Origin of the sequence: Nonomuraea sp. NPDC049607, from assembly GCF_040675375.1 — a bacterium.
GTDB lineage: Bacteria > Actinomycetota > Actinomycetes > Streptosporangiales > Streptosporangiaceae > Nonomuraea.
The window spans coordinates 430,672-449,003 of the sequence record NZ_JBFAOV010000002.1; the positions used below are offsets into that span (position 1 = coordinate 430,672).

13 protein-coding genes are annotated in these 18,332 nt (G+C 71.4%); 4 read left to right on the forward strand and 9 right to left on the reverse strand.

Translation table 11 applies throughout. The features are described from left to right. Position 1 precedes the first annotated feature (1 nt). Complete coding sequence (locus tag AB0J97_RS06315) at positions 2-1,096, forward strand: PQQ-dependent sugar dehydrogenase (RefSeq protein WP_364085171.1); 1,095 nt, start codon at positions 2-4, stop codon at positions 1,094-1,096. Between the two features lie 7 nt (positions 1,097-1,103). Here AB0J97_RS06315 and AB0J97_RS06320 read toward each other — a convergent pair whose 3' ends face one another. From AB0J97_RS06320 to AB0J97_RS06330, 3 genes are all read right to left on the reverse strand, one after another. Then, positions 1,104-2,990: a VanW family protein gene (locus AB0J97_RS06320; RefSeq protein ID WP_364085174.1), complete on the reverse strand. Its 1,887-nt coding sequence runs from the start codon at positions 2,988-2,990 to the stop codon at positions 1,104-1,106. A 200-nt stretch (positions 2,991-3,190) separates the two neighbouring features. Next, positions 3,191-3,853, reverse strand: coding sequence for a response regulator (locus AB0J97_RS06325; RefSeq protein WP_364085177.1), 663 nt, complete (start codon positions 3,851-3,853; stop codon positions 3,191-3,193). Beyond that, positions 3,850-5,415 (reverse strand): sensor histidine kinase, encoded by a 1,566-nt coding sequence (locus AB0J97_RS06330; RefSeq protein ID WP_364085180.1) that lies wholly within the window; start codon positions 5,413-5,415, stop codon positions 3,850-3,852. The genes AB0J97_RS06325 and AB0J97_RS06330 overlap by 4 nt, the downstream gene beginning before the upstream one ends. 144 nt (positions 5,416-5,559) lie before the next feature. Between AB0J97_RS06330 and AB0J97_RS06335 the strand changes: the two genes are divergently transcribed. Genes AB0J97_RS06335 through AB0J97_RS06345 form a run of 3 tightly spaced genes read left to right on the forward strand, consistent with a single transcriptional unit; the run spans position 5,560 to position 8,541 of the window. Further along, complete coding sequence (locus AB0J97_RS06335) at positions 5,560-6,531, forward strand: tripartite tricarboxylate transporter substrate binding protein (RefSeq protein ID WP_364085183.1); 972 nt, start codon at positions 5,560-5,562, stop codon at positions 6,529-6,531. Next, a complete protein-coding gene (locus AB0J97_RS06340) occupies positions 6,531-7,016 on the forward strand; it encodes a tripartite tricarboxylate transporter TctB family protein (RefSeq protein WP_364085186.1) in 486 nt (161 codons plus the stop codon). The genes AB0J97_RS06335 and AB0J97_RS06340 overlap by 1 nt, the downstream gene beginning before the upstream one ends. A 1-nt stretch (position 7,017) precedes the next feature. Beyond that, positions 7,018-8,541 carry a tripartite tricarboxylate transporter permease gene (locus AB0J97_RS06345; RefSeq protein WP_357697553.1) on the forward strand — a complete coding sequence of 508 codons (1,524 nt, stop codon included), beginning with the start codon at positions 7,018-7,020 and terminating at the stop codon, positions 8,539-8,541. Positions 8,542-8,778: 237 nt separating this feature from the next. Here the strand turns inward: AB0J97_RS06345 and gatB are convergent, their stop codons facing one another. The 6 genes from gatB to ligA all read right to left on the reverse strand — a co-directional run bounded on the left by gatB (position 8,779) and on the right by ligA (position 18,305). After that, positions 8,779-10,266, reverse strand: a complete 1,488-nt coding sequence (gatB, locus tag AB0J97_RS06350; protein ID WP_364085651.1) for an Asp-tRNA(Asn)/Glu-tRNA(Gln) amidotransferase subunit GatB — start codon at positions 10,264-10,266, stop codon at positions 8,779-8,781. 2 nt (positions 10,267-10,268) lie between these two features. After that, positions 10,269-11,759, reverse strand: a complete 1,491-nt coding sequence (gene gatA, locus AB0J97_RS06355; protein ID WP_357697551.1) for an Asp-tRNA(Asn)/Glu-tRNA(Gln) amidotransferase subunit GatA — start codon at positions 11,757-11,759, stop codon at positions 10,269-10,271. Further along, positions 11,756-12,055: an Asp-tRNA(Asn)/Glu-tRNA(Gln) amidotransferase subunit GatC gene (gene gatC / locus AB0J97_RS06360; RefSeq protein WP_101787882.1), complete on the reverse strand. Its 300-nt coding sequence runs from the start codon at positions 12,053-12,055 to the stop codon at positions 11,756-11,758. Before gatC ends, gatA begins: the two co-directional genes overlap by 4 nt. Before the next feature lie 97 nt (positions 12,056-12,152). After that, positions 12,153-13,586: an ATP-binding protein gene (locus AB0J97_RS06365; protein WP_357697549.1), complete on the reverse strand. Its 1,434-nt coding sequence runs from the start codon at positions 13,584-13,586 to the stop codon at positions 12,153-12,155. Positions 13,587-13,655: 69 nt separating this feature from the next. Continuing rightward, positions 13,656-15,728, reverse strand: coding sequence for an EAL domain-containing protein (locus AB0J97_RS06370; protein WP_364085191.1), 2,073 nt, complete (start codon positions 15,726-15,728; stop codon positions 13,656-13,658). A 384-nt stretch (positions 15,729-16,112) separates the two neighbouring features. Further along, complete coding sequence (gene ligA / locus AB0J97_RS06375) at positions 16,113-18,305, reverse strand: NAD-dependent DNA ligase LigA (protein WP_364085193.1); 2,193 nt, start codon at positions 18,303-18,305, stop codon at positions 16,113-16,115. Between the last annotated feature and the right edge of the window lie 27 nt (positions 18,306-18,332).

Sequence of the window (18,332 nt, forward strand, 5' to 3'; positions counted from 1 at the left end):
CATGAGGAAGCTCTGGACGATCGTGCTCCTGGCCGCGCTCACCGCCTGCTCCGGCGACGGCGAGACGCGCCCTGCGGCCTCCGTCCCCACCCCCGCGGCCACCTCCGTCCCGACCGCTCCCACCGCCTCCATGCCGGCGGCCGTGGCGCCCGGCGCGCCCAAGGACGTGGCGACCGGCCTGGCCGTGCCGTGGGCGATCGCCTTCCTGCCCGGCGGCGACGCCCTGGTCACCGAGCGCGACACGGCCAGGCTGCTGCGCGTCACCCCTGCGGGCAAGGTCACCGAGGTCGGCCGGATCACCGGCGCGCGGCCCGAGGGCGAGGGCGGCCTGCTGGGCGTGGCGGTCAAGGACCGGCAGGTCTTCCTGTACTACACGGCCGAGCAGGACAACCGGATCGTCCGCTACCGGCTCGGCGACGACGGTCTCCGCGACGAGCAGATCATCGTGCAGGGCATCCCGAAGGGCGGCATCCACAACGGCGGCCGGCTCGCCTTCGGCCCCGACGGCTACCTGTACGCCACCACCGGCGAGACCGGCGACCGCGAGCTGGCCCAGCGGCGCGACTCGCTCGGCGGCAAGATCCTGCGCATGACCACGGACGGCGCCCCCGCCCCCGGCAACCCGTTCGGCACGCTCGTCTACAGCTACGGCCACCGCAACGTCCAGGGCCTGGCCTGGGACACCGCGGGCCGCCTGTACGCCTCGGAGTTCGGCGCGAACACCTACGACGAGATCAACCTGGTCCGGCCGGGCGCCAACTACGGCTGGCCGGAGGTCGAGGGCAAGGGGAACGACGCCCGCTTCGTCAACCCCATCCTCACCTGGTCCACCGGCGAGGCGTCGCCGTCCGGGATGGCGTACGCGGACGGCGCGCTGTGGGTGGGCACGCTGCGCGGCCAGCGGCTGTGGCAGGTGCCGCTGGGCCGGGACGGCTCGCCGGGCACGCCCGTGGCCCGCCTGACCGGCCGCTACGGCAGGCTGCGCGCGGTCACCGCGGCCCCCGGCGGCGCCCTGTGGGTGAGCACCAGCAACAAGGACGGCCGCGGCTCACCGCGTCCGGGGGACGACCGGATCATCTCGGTCCCCCTGTCCTAGCCAGGTCCTAGCCGGGCGCGCCGCAGGTGAGCGCGGTCTGCGGCCGGTACTTGGTGACCAGCTTCTTGTCCTTTTTGACGACCTCGCCGTCCTTGTAGAACACGCGGGTGACGTCGATCGTGAACCCCTGCTGGCCCGTGGCGGCCACGCAGCCCGCCTCGCCGCTGGTCGCCCGTCCGAACGGCTTGAAGTCGCGCCGCTCGGACTCGACCGCCTCGATCTTGTCGTACCGCTTGGTGCTCCACAGGGAGACGGTGACCGTCGTGGGGGTGGTCGTGGTCTTGATCAGCACGCCGTACTCGGAGTCGTTGCGCCACTTGAGGTCGCGGTCGGGGTAGAGCAGCGCCACGTCGCGCCCGGCGGGGTAGGAGGGCGCGTAGTAGTCCATGGGCTCGCGCTCGACCAGGTCGAAGCCGCCGAGGAAGGCCGCGTTGTACATGGTGGTGGCGAACTGGGAGACGCCGCCGCCGACGATGTCCACCATCCGGCCGCCGACGATCTGGCCGGCCTGGACGTAGCCGTCCTCGACCGTGCGCTCGCCGGTCGCCTCGTTGAGCGAGAACGTCTCCCCCGGCTTGACCAGCCTGCCGTCGAGCTCCTGGGCCATGCGCCGGATGTTGGTGACGCGCGGCGGGCAGCAGTCGAACGTCGTGCTGAACGTGCCGACGTTCTCCTTGATGCCGAGGCCGCGGATCTGGCCGGTGGTGACCTCCGGGGTGACCACGCCCAGCTTGACCTCCACGGTCCGCGGACCGTCCGAGCCGAACAGCTTCTCGATGTCCCGGGCCAGCAGCTTGGCGTTCACGCCCCTGCCCTTGCGCGCGGGCACCAGCACCGGCTTGTCGCCGACGATCTGGTACGTGGCGTCGCGCGGCTGCTGCGTGGCGTCCACGAGGCTGTTCTCCACCGGCGCGAGCGCGGCCTCGGCGTCGAACTCGGGGACGAGCGCGCCGTCGTCGCCGGGCGCGTAGGACAGGTGGGCGGCGATCATCGCCGGGGTGAGCTGGGCCTGCTTGCCGGCGAGGGTCAGCGTGACGGGCGCGGAGACGGCCTTCCTGGCCTCGGCCAGGGCCGACTCGACGGACTCCGCCGAGGTGGCGGGCTTGGCCGGGCGCATGGTGAGCACCACCGCGCCGCCGCCGCGCAGGAACGCCTCGCCGATCCGGCGCACGGCGTCGTCCCGGTCGAGCAGCACGCCGTCCTCGGGCATGCGGGCCTTCGGCACCAGCCCGGAGAAGACCACCTTGCCCTCGCGGGTCTGCTTGTCCACGGCTTCGGCCAGGCCCTCGACGGTCCTGGTGAGCTGCGAGGTGTCGATGGTCAGCTTGGGCGGGACGTCGGTCGTGCCGGTCAGGCCGCGCCAGACCTCGACCGGGCCGGGGAAGCCACTGGGGGCCTGCCCGATGGTGCCGACCACGTCGAGTTCGAGCCCGGCCTCGTCGGGCTGGATGGTGTCCTTCTTGGCGCCGGCCTGCACGGTGACCGGCCGGCTGAGCCTGGCACCCAGCTCGGTGCGCAGCTTGTCGGCCGCCTGGGTGACGGTCAGACCGCCGATGTCCACGCCGCCGACGCGGGTGCCGCGCAGCACGGCCCCCGACATCATCACGGCCGGCACCACGTACGCCAGCGCGGCCAGGACGAGCACCAGCACGAGCAGGCCGGGCAGCAGGCGGCGCCGGCGGGCGGGCTCGGGCTCGAAGGAGGACGGCCGGTCGCCGCCGCTCCCCCCGAACACGGGGGCGGACGCGGCGGAGTCCTTGTCCTTCATCGGCCACGGCTGCGCGGGCGGCGCCTTGGGTGGCAGCGCGCCGCCGGTCTGACCGCCGGGCGCGCTCGGTCCTGGGGCCGGCCGGGGCTCCTGCTGGTCCTGCGGGCCGAAGATGTCACGGGACACGCCCGGAGGTAATCCTTCGATCCGCGGCTTCTTGGAGACACCCGACGTGGGCAGAGGCACCGAGGCGAACGGGTCGGTCGGTGATTCGATCGGTCCGGCGTTTCGCACGCCTCAATCTCCTCCCGGTCCGCAGCCAAGTCTCAGGCAACAGTAAGGCACGAGTATCCGACTATGTCACGAGAAACGAATACGGAAGTGTGTCAACCTAGCCACCGGTAGCGATGTTCCGGCCGTCCCGCGGTGCCGTACCTGGGATGCAGCTCGGCCCGGCCCGAGGCGCACAGATGCTCCAGGTACCGCCGCGCGCTCACCCTCGACAGGCCCGTGAGCTCGGCCGTCTCGGCCGCCGACAGGTCCCCTCCGGCCTCGCGCAGCGCCCCTTCCACCAGCGCGCAGGTGGCCGGCGACAGGCCCTTGGGCACCGGGACGGCCTGCCGGGGCGCGCCGAAGAGCCGGTCCACGTCGTCCTGGCGGGCCTGGGGGCCGATGGCGGTGAGCCGTCTGCGGGTGTCGGCGTACTGGCGGAGGCGTTCGGTGAGCGCGGCGGCGGTGAACGGCTTGATCAGGTAGTTGACCGCGCCGCCGCGCATGGCCTCCCTGACCGTGGCCACGTCGCGGGCCGCGCTGATCATCAGGACGTCCACGTCGGTGAGGGACTTGAGCACCTCCAGGCCGGACATGTCGGGCAGGTAGATGTCGAGCAGGACCAGGTCGGGCCGGAGCTCGGCCACGGCGGCGAGCGCGTCGGCCCCGCCGTGCGCCACCGCGACGACCTCGAAGCCGGGGACGCGCGAGACGTACCCGCTGTGGATGCGGGCGACCATGAAGTCGTCGTCCACCACCAGGACCCGTACGTCGTTCACGCGCGGGCCTCGGCGGGCAGCAGGGCGGTGAAGACGGCGCCTCCCGCGTTGCGCACCCGGACCCAGCCGCCCCGGCGCAGGCACGCCTGCCGGGTCAGGGCCAGGCCCAGGCCGCGCGGCCCCGAGTGGGCGGCCTTCGTCGTGAAGCCCTCCCTGAAGACCTCCTCCACCAGCTCGGGGGTGATGCCGGGGCCGGAGTCGCCGACCCGGACGTGCAGGCCCTCGGCGTCGGCCACGACCGACACCTCGATCGTCCCGCCCGCGCCGTCGAGGGCGTCGATCGCGTTGGCGACCAGGTTCCCGACCACCAGGACGGCGTCCTGCGGGTCTCCGAGCGCGCCCTCGGGCACGGCGGAGTCCTCCGACAGCACCAGCCGGGCCCCACGTTCGGCCGCCTCCGCCGACTTGGCCAGCAGCAGCGCGGCCAGCGTGGGGTCCTGGACGCGTTCGCGCAGGCCGGTGGCGTACGCGCCGGCCGTGGTGCGGGTGATGAAGCCGATCGCGGCCTCGTGCTCGCCGAGCTCCAGCAGGCCGACGACCGTGTGCATGCGGTTGGCGAACTCGTGGGCCTGGGCGCGCAGGGCCTCGGTCGCGCTGCTGCTGTCGTCCAGCTCGCGGGCCAGGCGGACCAGCTCGGTGCGGTCGCGCAGGGTGACGACCCAGCCGCGATGGCGGCCGCGTACGGCGACCGGGGTCCTGTTGAGCACCAGCACGCGGTCGCCGTGCAGCACCACGCGGTCCTCGCCCGGGTCGGCGCCGGTCAGCACGTCGCGCATGCGCTCGGAGACCGGCATGCTCGTCACGTCGGCCCCCAGGTCGCCGAGCAGGTCGCGGGCCGCGTCGTTGACCAGCGTGACGCGTCCGGCCAGGTCGAGGGCGAGCACGCCCTCCTTCACGCCGTGCAGCACGCCCTCGCGCTGCTCCAGCAGTTCGGCGATCTCACGCGGCTCCAGCCCGAACGTCTGCCTGCGCACCCGGGCGGTGATCAGCGCGGCCAGCGCCAGACCGGCCAGCAGCACGGCCAGCGCCGTCCAGATCAGCGGCGGCAGCGCGCCGCCGAGCTGGCCGGTGACCGTGGTCTGGAGCACGCCGACCGAGACCAGGCCGATGACGTTGCCGTATTCGTCGCGGATGGGGGTCTTGCCCCTGACCGTGGTGCCGATCGTGCCGGTCTCGGTGCCCACCCAGCTCCGGCCCGTACGCAGGACCGCGGTGCCGTCGGTGGACAGCCGTTTGCCGATCAGGGCGGCGTTGGGATGGGCGTAGCGCTTCTGCTCGGCGTTGGCGATGGCCACGTAGTCGGCTCCGGTCTCGTGCTGGACGCTGAGCGCCAGCGGTTGCAGCACCGACTCCGGGTTCTCCAGCCTGAAGGCGTCGCGCACCTGCGGAAGGGCGGCCACCGACTGCGCGATGGCCAGGGCGCGCTGCTGGTGCAGCGCGTCGAGCTGCTCCCGCGTGTGCCCGGCCCACACACCGGCCGTGCCGCCGACGGCGAGCAGCACGATCACCATCTGGAGCACGAACAACTGGGTGCCGAGGGGGGCATCGGTAACCCTGCGCACGCCCATATGGAAACAAAGCCAGGTCACGGCCAGGTCGCGACCAATACGACCACTATGACGGCAATCGCCCAAAGCCTCGACCGGACGGGGAACGGGCATCACCATCGCAGCCCTACGACTGTGAGAATCCCCCTTGGAGTGATCATGCGCTTGCGCGTATTCGCCGCCGCCCTGGCGGCACTCTCCGTCACCACCCTGTCCGGCTGCGGCGGGACCGGCGCCTCCGGCGGCGACGCGTCCCTGCGGATCATGGCCCCGGCGGCGGCCGGCGGCGGCTGGGACCAGACCGCCCGCACGGCCGAGCAGGCGCTCAAGACGGCCGACCCCAAGCGCAAGGTCGAGGTCTACAACGTGCCGGGCGCGGGCGGCACGATCGGCCTGGCCCAGCTCGCCGGCGAGAAGGGCAACGGCAATCTGCTGATGACCATGGGCCTGGTCATGGTGGGCGCCATCGAGCAGAACAAGTCGAAGGTCACCCTGGCCGAGACCACGCCCATCGCCAAGCTGACCGAGGAGTACGAGATCGTCGTGGTCCCGGCGGACTCCCCGTTCAAGACGCTGGCCGACATGGTGGCCGCGTGGAAGGCCGACCCGGCGAAGGTCTCCGTGGCGGGCGGCTCGGCGGGCGGCACCGACCACATCGTGGCCGGGCTGATGGCCAAGGCCGCCGGCGTGGACCCCAAGCAGGTCAACTACATCGCGCACTCCGGCGGCGGCGAGGCGCTCAACGCGCTGCTGGGCAGCAAGGTCAGCGCGGGCATCTCGGGCGTCGGCGAGTTCGCCGAGCACGTGAAGTCCGGCAAGCTGCGGGCGCTGGCCGTCAGCAGCGGCTCGCGCGTGGCCGGCCTGGACGCGCCGACCCTGAAGGAGGGCGGCCTGGACGTCGAGCTGGCCAACTGGCGCGGCTTCGTCGCCCCCGGCGGCCTGGACGACGCCGCCAAGAAGTCCCTCACCGACCTGGTCACCAAGATGCACGACTCCCAGCCGTGGAAGGACGCCGTCGCCAAGAACGGCTGGATCGACTCCTTCCAGACCGGGCAGCAGTTCACCGACTACCTGAAGTCCGAGGAGAGCAAGGTCAAGGGCATCATCGCCGAAATGGGGCTCGTGTCCTGATGGCTCGCTGGTGGCGGCCCGAACTCGGGCTGGCGGTCGTGGTGCTCGCGCTGGGCGTGTTCGTGGTGGTCGGCACGCTCGACGTCTCGGCCGCGGCCTCCCGGCTCGGCCTCGGGCCGCGCTTCTTCCCCATGCTGGTCGGCGGGGCCATGGTGCTGATCGGCGTGTTCTATGTGATCGACGTCCTGCGCGGCGGCGCCGGCGACCCCGAGGAGAGCGAGGACGCGGACGCGGGCGCCCCCACCGACTGGCGCAGCGTCGGCCTGGTCAGCGGCGTCTTCCTGGCCTTCGCCGCGCTCCTGGACGTGCTCGGCTGGGTCATCGGCGCCAGTCTGCTGTTCTTCGGCCTGTCGGTCGTGCTCGGGGCCGAGCACAGGCTGCGGGCCGCCGTGGTGGCCGTGGTGCTCGGCGTGACGACGTACCTGCTGTTCGTCAAGGGGCTCGGCGTCTCGCTGCCGGCCGGGCCGCTCGGCGGGGTGATGTGAGATGGGCTCGATCGACCTCCTGATGGACGGCTTCGCCGCCGCGCTCACCCCCGTCAACCTCCTGTACGCCCTGATCGGCGTCACCCTCGGCACCCTGGTCGGCGTGCTGCCCGGCATCGGGCCCGCGATGACCGTGGCGCTGCTGCTGCCGATCACCTTCACCGTGCCGCCGGCCAGCGCGTTCATCATGTTCGCCGGCATCTACTACGGCGGCATGTACGGCGGCTCGACCACCTCCATCCTGCTCAACACGCCCGGCGAGTCGTCCTCCATGATCACCGCCCTGGAGGGCAACAAGATGGCCAGGCGCGGGCGGGCCGCGCAGGCCCTCGCCACGGCGGCCGTCGGGTCGTTCGTGGCGGGCACGATCGCCACCGCACTGCTGGTGGTGGCCGCGCCCGCCGTGGTGAGCTTCGCGATCTCGTTCGGCCCCGAGGACTACTTCGCGCTGGCGATCCTGGCCTTCACCGCCGTGTCGTCGGTGTTGTCCCGCTCGATCGTGCGCGGGCTGGCCTCCTTGGGGCTGGGCCTGGTGATCGGGCTGATCGGCATCGACCAGCAGACCGGTCAGGCGCGGCTCACGCTGGGCGTCCCGCAGCTGCTCGACGGCATCGACGTGGTGATCGTCGCGGTGGGCCTGTTCGCGGTCGGCGAGGCCCTGTACGTGGCCTCCCGGCTGCGGCACGCCACCCCCGAGGTGGTGCCCGTGGGCCGGGCGTGGATGGGCCGTGCCGACTGGCGGCGTTCGTGGCTGCCGTGGCTGCGCGGGACCGCGCTCGGGTTCCCGTTCGGCGCGCTGCCCGGCGGGGGCGCGGAGATCCCCACCTTCCTGTCGTACGCGGCCGAGAAGCGCCTGGCCAAGGGCGTGGCCAAGGAGGAGTACGGCAAGGGCGCGATCGAGGGCGTGGCGGGCCCGGAGGCGGCCAACAACGCCTCGGCGGCCGGGACCCTGGTCCCGCTGCTCACGCTGGGCCTGCCCACGTCGGCCACGGCCGCCATCCTGCTGGCCGCCTTCCAGCAGTACGGCCTGCAACCCGGCCCGCAGCTCTTCGACCACAACCCGGCCCTGGTGTGGGCGATGATCGCCTCGCTGTTCGTCGGCAACACGATGCTGCTCGTGCTGAACCTGCCGCTGGCTCCCCTGTGGGCGCGCGTCCTGCGCATCCCCCGGCCGTACCTGTACGCCGGGATCGTGCTGTTCGCCGCGCTCGGCGTCTACGCCCTGAACGGCACGGTCGTTGACCTGTTCGTCCTGTACGTCCTCGGGCTGCTCGGGTTCTCCATGCGCCGCTTCGGCCTGCCCGTGGCGCCCGCGGTGATCGGCATGATCCTCGGGCCGATGGCCGAGATCCAGCTCCGCCGCGCGCTCGCCATCGGCGCGGGCGACGTGAGCGTGCTGGTACGCAGCCCGATCGCCGCCGTGCTCCTGGCCCTGGCCCTGCTCGCGCTGCTGACGCCGCTGTTGCGGCGGCTGATGGCACGCCGGGGCGTCGATGCGGTCACACCCGTGTCACGCGAGGACTGACCGGCCCGCCCACCGGGAACGTCGCCCGGTGGTTCTTGGAGCCCGCCTCCCCGAGGCGGGTGGTCATGGGCGCGACCCCTCGGTGGCCCTGTCGATATGTCCGGATCGGCGGGACCACCAGGGGCCCCGCCGACGTGCCGGACCTCCTCCGATCGGCGGGACCACCAGGGGCCCCGCCGACGTGCCGGACCTCCTCCGATCGGCGGGACCACCAGGGGTTCCGCCGATGTGCCGGACCTACTCCGAGACGCCCAGCTTCTCCAGGATGAGCTCCCGGGCGCGGGCCGCGTCGGCCTTGCCGCGACTGGCCTTCATCACGCCACCGACCAGCGCACCGGCGGCGGCGATCTTCCCGGAGCGCACCTTCTCGGCCGCGTCCGCGTTGGCGGCCAGCACCTGGTCGATGATCGCCGACAGCTCGCCCTCGTCGTTGACGATCTTCAGGCCGCGCGCCTCGACCACCTCGTCGGGCGTGCCCTCACCGGCCAGTACGCCTTCGAGCACCTCCCGGGCGAGCTTGTCGTTGAGCGCGCCCGAGGCCACCAGCTCGGTGACCCTGGCGATCTGGGCCGGCGTGATGGGCAGCTCGGCCAGCGCGACGCCGCTCTCGTTGGCGCGTCGCGCCAGCTCGCCCATCCACCACTTGCGCGCGTCGGCCGCCGGGGCGCCGGCCGCGACCGTGGCCTCGACCAGGTCGAACGCGTCGGCGTTGTGCATGGCCTGCATGTCGAGGTCGGACACGCCCCACTCGGCCTGCAGCCGCTTGCGCCGGACCGACGGCAGCTCGGGCAGCGCCGCCTTCAGCTCGGCCACCCACACCGGGTCGGGCTCGATCGGCACCAGGTCGGGCTCCGGGAAGTACCGGTAGTCCTGGGCCTCCTCCTTGGACCGGCCGGACGTGGTGGTGCCGGTGTCCTCGTGGAAGTGCCGCGTCTCCTGGAAGATCTTGCCGCCCTCGGCGAGGATCCCCGCCTGGCGCTCGATCTCGCTGCGCACCGCCCGCTCGACGCTGCGCAGCGAGTTGACGTTCTTGGTCTCGGTGCGGGTGCCCCACTCCGAGGCCCCGCGCGGCATGAGCGAGACGTTGACGTCGCAGCGCAGCGAGCCCTCCTCCATGCGCACGTCGGACACGCCGAGCGAGCGCATGATCTCGCGCAGCTCGGTGACGTACGCCTTGGCCACCTCCGGCGCGAGCCGGTCGGTGCCCGGGATGGGCTTGGTGACGATCTCCACCAGCGGGATGCCGGCGCGGTTGTAGTCGACGATCGAGTAGTCGGCCCCGTGGATGCGGCCGGTCGCGCCGCCCATGTGGGTGGACTTGCCGGTGTCCTCCTCCAGGTGCACCCGCTCGATCTCGATGCGCACGGTCTCGCCGCCGACCTCGACGTCGACGTAGCCGTCGAAGCAGAGCGGCTCGTCGTACTGGGAGATCTGGTAGTTCTTCGGCATGTCCGGATAGAAGTAGTTCTTCCGGGCGAAGCGGCACCACTCGGCGATCGAGCAGTTCAGCGCCAGGCCGATGCGGATCGTCGACTCGATGGCCATGGCGTTGGCCACGGGCAGCGAGCCGGGCAGCGCCAGACAGGTCGGGCAGACCTGCGTGTTGGCCGGGGCGCCGAAGGCGGTCTTGCAGCCGCAGAACATCTTCGACTTCGTGCCGAGCTCGACGTGCGTCTCCAGCCCGAGCACCGGCTCGAACCTGTCGAGCGCTTCGTCATAGACCATGGTCATAGCGACGGGGCCTCCTTCAGCAGCGGGCCGCCCCAGCGGCTCTCCAGGGCCTTCTCGACGGCGGCGCCGACGCGGTAGCAACGGTCGTCGGCCAGAACCGGGGCCATGATCTGCAGGCCGACCGGCAGGTTGTCCTCGTCGGCCAGGCCGCACGGCACCGAGATGGCCGCGTTGCCCGCGAGGTTGGACGGGATGGTGCACAGGTCGGCGAGGTACATCGCCATCGGGTCGTCGGTGCGCTCGCCCAGCCGGAACGCCGTGGTCGGCGTCGTCGGCGAGACCAGCACGTCGACCTGCTCGTAGGCCGCCTGGAACTCGCGCGAGATGACCGTGCGCACCTTCTGCGCCTGGCCGTAGTAGGCGTCGTAGTAGCCGCTGGACAGCGCGTACGTGCCCAGCATGATGCGCCGCTTGACCTCGGGGCCGAACCCGGCGGCCCTGGTCAGCGCCATGACCTCCTCGGCACTGCGGGTGCCGTCGTCGCCGACGCGCAGGCCGTAGCGCATGGCGTCGAAGCGGGCCAGGTTGGACGAGCACTCCGACGGCGCGATCAGGTAGTACGCCGGCAGCGCGGTCGTGAACGACGGGCAGGACACCTCGACGACCGTGGCGCCCAGCGACTCGAGCAGCTTGACGGCCTCGTGGTAGCGGGCCAGCACGCCCGGCTGGTAGCCCTCGCCGGCGAACTCCTTGACCACGCCGATGCGCATGCCGGACACGTCGGGGTTCCTGGCCGCCTCGACGACGCTCGGGACCGGCGCGTCGACCGACGTGGAGTCCATCGGGTCGTGCCCGGAGAACGCCTCCTGAAGCAGCGCCGCGTCGAGCACGTTCCGCGCGAACGGCCCCGGCGTGTCGAGCGAGCTCGCGAACGCGATCAGCCCGTAACGGGACGAACCACCGTAGGTCGGCTTCATGCCCACGATGCCCGTGACGGCGGCCGGCTGCCGGATCGAGCCACCGGTGTCGGTGCCCGTGGACAGCGGCGCCTCGTACGCGGCGACGGCCGCGCTGGACCCGCCGGACGAGCCGCCCGGGATCCTGTCCAGGTCCCAAGGGTTGCGGGTCGGGTGGTAGGCGGAGTTCTCCGTGGAGGAGCCCATGGCGAACTCGTCGAGGTTCGTCTTGCCGAGGATGACCAGCCCGGCCTCGCGCAGACGCGCGGTCACGGTCGCGTCGTACGGCGGCCGCCACCCTTCGAGGATCTTGGACCCGGCCGTGGTCGGCATGTCGCGGGTGGCGAAGATGTCCTTGTGCGCGACGGGCACCCCGGCCAGCGGCCCGAGCTTCTCGCCCGCGCGCAGCCGGGCGTCGACCGCCCGCGCCTGCTCAAGGGTGGTCTCCCGGTCGACGTGCAGGAACGCCTGGACCTTGGGCTCCACCTCGGCCATGCGGTCGAGGTGCGCCTCGGCCACCTCGGCGGCCGACACGTCACCCGCGGCGATCATCGCGCCCAGCTCGGCGGCGGTCTTGCGGATCAGACTCATGCCTCCTCCCCGAGGATGCGCGGCACACGGAAGCGGTCGTCCTCGACGGCGGGAGCGCCGGAAAGGGCCTGCTCGGGCGTCAGGGACTGTCGCACCTCGTCGGCACGGAAGACATTGGTCAGCGGAAGCGCGTGCGACGAAGGCGGCACGTCCTCGGCAGCGACCTCGGCCACCTTCGCGACCGACTCGATGATGGCATCGAGCTGGGTGGCGTAGTGGTCGAGCTCGTCGTCGGTGAGCGCCAGCCTGGACAACCGGGCCAGGTGGGCGACCTCGTCGCGGGTTATGGCGGACATGAGTCGTTGAACCCGTTTCGTGGATGGAGTTTGGGACACTGCCATCCTAGGGGGCTTGACGCCGCAGGCCCGAACCCTTAACCCGCCGGAAACACACTCACCCGTAGAGCTCCTTCAGGCCGATCGCCAGCACGTCGCTCTCCTGGGCCAGTGCGGGGTCGAAGCCGGCTCCGCTGTAGCAGACCAGCTTGGCGTCCCGCACGTCGAATCCCTTGGCGTCGAGCAGGTCTCGTGCCCTCCTGAGCCGGGCGACGTGCCGGGGCCCCATGACCTTGCCCCATTTCACCTCGCCCAGCGACAACACCCGCTTGCGCTCGCCGCGCATCGCGGGCGCGAAGACCGCGACGTCGATCTGGATCTGCTCGTGCCGTACGGGATCGACGACGACCCCGGCCCCGATCTCGCCCGGCGACTTCCCCAGGACCTCGAGTTCCAGCAGGTGGAACTGACGGCACATCTCCTCGAAGTGCGGGCCGAGCACCTGGTCGCTGAAACTGGCCTTGGCGTTCTCCCAGGCGTTGGTGGCCAGGCCGCTCTCCAGCAACCCCCACTGCGGCCGCATGACGACCTCGTAGAAATGGATGAGCGGCTCGCACACGCGGTACACCGATCGTGAGGGACGGAAGACGTCCGGCTCTCTCCGCAGCAGGCTGCTGTCCTCCAGCACGTTGAGGTGATGACCGATGTCGGCCGCCTTGCGCCCCACATAGTTCGCGATTCCGCCTCGTGTGCTGTTCCCCGTGGCCACCGCCGCCAGGACGGACTTGTACATGGAGTCCCGCGTCTCCGTCTCCTCTTCGAGGACGTAGCGAGCTTCCCTGAAGAGCGGGGTTGTGGACCGCAGCGCCGTTCGCCGCACCCAGTCGTCGAAGTCACCGAGGTCTTTCGGCCTGTCGTTGTTGACCAAGGGCAGGTAGGCGGGCGTTCCTCCGGTCACCGCATGCAGCTGGACGGCCAGCCGCGGGTCGGTGATCCCCCAGTACCGGGCGGCGAGACGGTAGTCGAACGGCCGGACCGAGAGCTCCATGGAAGCCCGGCCGCGCAACGGCGCGTTGCCCGCCAGGAGCCGGCCCATCACGGACATCGCCGAGCCGCACAACAGCAGCGACACGGGCAGTTCGTCGAAGACGGCGCGATCGATCTCCCGCTGGATGATCGAGGGCAGCGCCGGCGATGCCCTGCTGAGGTAGGGGAACTCGTCGATCACCATGAGCTCGCGTCGCTCGGCGCTGATGGCGAAGAGGTGCCTGATCGCATCGTCCCAGGTCGCGAAATGGATCGGCGGCGCCCCGAGGTGGCGGCTCAGCGCGTCCGCGAACAGGTTCAGCGACTCCCTCTCCGTGGCCTCCGACGCCCCGAAATAGAAGCCGCCCGTTTCGCGGGCCATGGAGGCGACCAGGAGGGTTTTGCCCTGGCGGCGCCTTCCGCTGACGACGCCCATCTGCGGACGAGAGGTGCGACGCTCGACGAAATCGGACAGCGCCCGCCACTCGAAGTCTCGCGCGAAGATCCGCTTCGGCTTCGGGATCACTGGGCCTCCCAGGACATCGAAATCAACTTCGTCGAAGTATACTTCGACGAAGTACAGTCCTGTAATCGTTCAAGCCGTCTGGGTGACCTCTGACTGGTAGCCGTACTCGATGCCGGGCGCCGGGGTGAAGCGGTCGACGAGCCAGGCGGTGGCCTCGGCGGCCGGCATGGGCTGGCAGAACAGCCAGCCCTGGCCCAGGTCGCAGCCCATCTCGGCCAGGCGCACGGCGACCGCGTCGCACTCCACGCCCTCGGCCACCGAGCGCAGGCCGAGCGAGCGCACCAGGTCGACGATCGAGCGGACGATGCGGTGGTCGTCCTCGGAGTCGGCGATGCGGCGGACGAACGAGGCGTCGATCTTGACCTCGGAGACCGCCAGGCGCTGGAGCCTGATCAGCGAGGAGTAGCCGGTGCCGAAGTCGTCGAGGGACAGGGGCACGCCGAGCGCGGCCAGCGCCTTGATGGTCTCCTGGGTGTAGGCCTGGTCGCCGGTCAGGATGCGTTCGGTGACCTCCAGCTGAATGGCGGCGGGCGGCAGGCCGTAGCGGGTCAGGCCCACCTCCAGCTGCTCGGGCAGCGCCGCGTCGAGCAGGTCGCGAGCGGAGATGTTGACCGAGATCTGCACCTGCAGGCCGGTGTGCCACCAGCGGGCGGCCTGCTCCAGCGCGGATTCGACGACGTACTCGGTGAGCTGCCGCATCAGGTACGTCTGCTCGGCCAGCGGGACGAAGTCCGACGGCGGGATCGGCCCGTGCACCGGATGGCGCCAGCGCAGCAGGGCCTCCACCCCGGTCACCGCGCCGCCGGTCAGGCCGACCTTGGGCTGGTAGTGCAGTTGCAGCTCGCGGTTGTCGATGGCGCGGCGCAGGTCGCCCAGCAGGTTGAGCCGTTCGGGCGAGTTGCGGTCTTTGTCGGGCTGGTAGAGCTCGACCCCGGTACGCCCCTCCTTGGCCAGGTACATGGCCACGTCGGCGCGTTGCAGCAGCAGCTCGAAGTCGGGGGCGTGGTCGGGATAGAGCGCGATGCCGACCGAGCCGTCGAGGTCGAAGCTCATGCCCTCCAGGCGTACGGGCTCGGTCAGGGCGGCCCGCAGCCTGGCGGCCACCTCCCTGGCGGCGTTGGCGTCCCTGATCGAGGGCAGCAGCACGGCGAACTCGTCGCCGCCGAGCCTGGCCACCACGTCGCCCGGACGTACGGAATGGGTGAGCCGGTGGGCCACCATCTGGAGCAGGCGGTCGCCCACCGGATGGCCCATCGTGTCGTTGACCTCCTTGAACCGGTCGAGGTCGAGGAGGAACAGGCCGACCCGCTCGTCCTGGCGGGACTCGGCCAGCGCCTCCTCCGTGCTGACGATAAGCATCTTGCGGTTGGGCAGGCCGGTCAGCTCGTCGTGCATGGCCTGGTGGTCGCGGCGCATGGAGAGCGTGGCGGTGAAGTAGACGGCGGCGAGGGGGGCGACGAAGAGCGGCACGAGAGCGGGCGAATGGTCCATCACCACGACGACCAGCGGCGCCAGGCCCAGCAACGCCGTGTAGACGAGCCCCTGCGGCCCGGCGGTGACCCGCAGCACGCGGACGATCGAGCGCCGCTCGTGCAGCGCGACCGCCCCGGACACGAGCGCGGCCCTGGTGACGAAGTAGGCCACCCCGGCCAGCACGATCGCCGGCAGGTCGGCCCCCCTGGGCACCCACGGCACGGCCGGGCCCGGCACGACGCCGAACAGCCCGAGCACCACGGCGGCGGCGGTGAGCGCGAGGGTGGACTGGGCGACGTTGAACATGACCCGGTGCCACGCCTTGCGCGTCACGACGCCGTTCATGGCGATGGCGACGGCCTGCATGAGCACGGCGGTGGACAGCCCGAAGTGCAGCAGCACCGCGAAGGTGAACATGGTCGACGGGTACGTGCCGCCGACCGCGGTCGCCGAGGACACCATGACGGGCCGCAGCTCGCCCAGCACCACCAGAACCGCCAGCACCCAGAACAGCGGTGTACGGGCGAGCTCCGCCAGAGCGACCGGATCGAGCCGGAGCAGCGCCACGACCAGCGCGGTGAAGCCGATCACGGTGATGCCCGCGAGGAACGCCCAGAGCGGCGTGCCGACGCGTGGTCCGGTGTCACGGGTGTCGGTTGGGTCAGTCATCGGTAACAGAACCCCCATTAGGTCACTATGGGAGGGTACGACCTTCACCCCACTTCGCGAAACCAAGCGCGTACGTTCCGTCACTTCTCGTTTCCGACATATACCCAAAAACCACTATGGGTAGCGCGGCCATCGACAGTCCGTACACAATCCTGATCCCCGGCCGGCCGGGGCCGCATCCGCGAGGTCACCGAACACGAGCCCCGGCGCAAGGGCGAACCGGCCCGATCTCAGTGCCTTCTCGGCCCTTCCAGGCTTCCCCGGCCCTGCTCCACATCCCCGCTTCCCCTACATCTCCCCGACTCTTCCGCGCATCCCCGACTCCTTCCGCAGGTCCCCGACTCCTCTACGGCTCCCCGGTTCCTCTACGGCTCCCCGGTTCCCTTACGTCTCCTCGGTGACCGCCACCCGGGCGGCGGCCTCCGGGCCCTCCGTCAGCAGCACCTCGAACCCCTGCTCGTCGAGGATCGGCACCTTCAGACTGACCGCCTTGTCATACTTCGACCCTGCGTTCTCCCCCGCCACCAGGAACGACGTCTTCTTCGACACCGATCCGGCCACCTTCCCGCCCCGGCCGGTCAGCGCCTCGGAGGCGGTGTCACGCGTGTACGCCTCCAGCGTCCCCGTGACCACGAACGTCAGCCCCTCCAGAATCTGGGGCTCCGTCTTCTCCGGAGCGGGACCGTCGTCCATCCGCACCCCGGCGGCCCGCCACTTCTCGACGATCTCCCGGTGCCAGTCGACCTCGAACCACTCCCGGATCGTCGCCGCCACCCGCGACCCGATGCCCTTGACCGAGGCCAGCTCCTCCTCCGAGGCGTTCATGATGGCGTCGATCGACCTCATGGAGTCGGCCAGGTCGCGGGCCGTCGGCGGCCCGACGTGCCGGATCGACAGCGCGACCAGCACCTGGGCGAGCGGCGCCGCCTTGGCCCGGGCCAGCTCGTCGACCAGCGTGCGGGCGGCCTGGCTGGGCCCGCCGTCGAGGTTGGAGAACAGGGAGACGACCTTCTGCTCACCGGTCTCGGGGTCGAGCTTGGGCAGCCCGGTGTCCTGGTCGCGGACGACCGACCGGATGGGCATGAGCTGCTCGATCGTCAGGTCGAACAGGTCGGCCTCGGTACGCAGGACGGGCTCCTGCGGCGGCACCGGCTGGGTGAGCGCGGTCGCCGCGACGTAGCCCAGCCCGTCGATGTCGAGCGCGCGCCGCCCGGCCGCGAAGTAGAGGCGCTCGCGGATCTGCGCGGGGCAGCCGCGGGCGTTGGGGCAGCGCAGGTCGGCGTCGCCCTCCTTCTCGTAGGCCAGCTCGGTGCCGCACTCGGGGCAGTGGGTCGGCATGACGAACTCCCGCTCGGACCCGTCGCGCAACGCCGTGACCGCGCCGACGATCTCGGGGATGACGTCGCCCGCCTTGCGCAGCACCACGGTGTCGCCGACGAGCACGCCCTTCTTGATCACCGTGGCCGCGTTGTGCAGCGTGGCCCGCTCGACCGTCGAGCCCGCGACCACGATGGGCTCCATCACCGCGTACGGCGTGACCCGGCCGGTGCGCCCGACGCCCACCTGGATGTCGAGCAGCTTGGTGTTGACCTCCTCCGGCGGGTATTTGTAGGCGATCGCCCAGCGCGGCGCCCGCGAGGTGGACCCCAGCTCCCGCTGGGTACGGAAGTCGTCGACCTTGACCACGACCCCGTCGATCTCGTACGCCGGATCGTGCCGGTGCGCCCGGTAGTGCTCGATGAACTCGTCGACCTCGGTGAGGCCGGGCACCACCTTGAACAGGTCGCTGACCGGCAGCCCGAACTCCCGCAGCCGCTCGTAGACCTCCGACTGGGCGCGCGGCACGGCCGAGCCCTCCCAGACGCCGATGCCGTGGACGAGCATGCGCAGCGGGCGCTGCGCGGTGACCCGCGCGTCCTTCTGCCGCAGCGTGCCCGCCGCCGAGTTGCGCGGGTTGGCGAACGGCTGCCGGCCCTGCTCCACGAGCTGCTCGTTGAGCTGCTTGAACCCCTCGACCGGGATGTAGACCTCGCCGCGCACCTCGACCAGGCTCGGCACGCCCTCGCCCTTGAGCCGGTGGGGCACCCCCTTGATCGTACGGACGTTGGCCGTGACGTCGTCGCCGACGCGGCCGTCGCCCCGGGTCGCGCCGCGCTCCAGCTTGCCGTCGCGGTAGACGAGCGCGATGGCCAGCCCGTCGATCTTCAGCTCGCACAGGTAGGGGCCCGGGTCGCGCTCGGCCAGCCGCTCGACGCGGGCCGTCCAGGCGGCCATGTCGGCCTGGTCGAAGGCGTTGTCGAGGCTCTCCATGCGGTTGAGGTGACTGACCTTGGCGAAGTCGCCAGTGACCGGCGCGCCCACCTTCTGGGTGGGCGAGTCGGGCGTCTGCAGCGCCGGATGGGCCTCCTCCAGCGTCAGCAGCTCGCGGAACCACTCGTCGAACTGCGCGTCGCTGACCGTGGGCTGGTCGAGCACGTAGTAGCGCCAGCGCGCGTCCTCGACCAGCTCGCTCAGCTCCGCATGCCGCTTGAGCGCGGCCACGGGCACGCCCCCGACCTCGGTGTCACGCTCGCTCACGCTGGGTCTCCTTCCACGTCCGACACG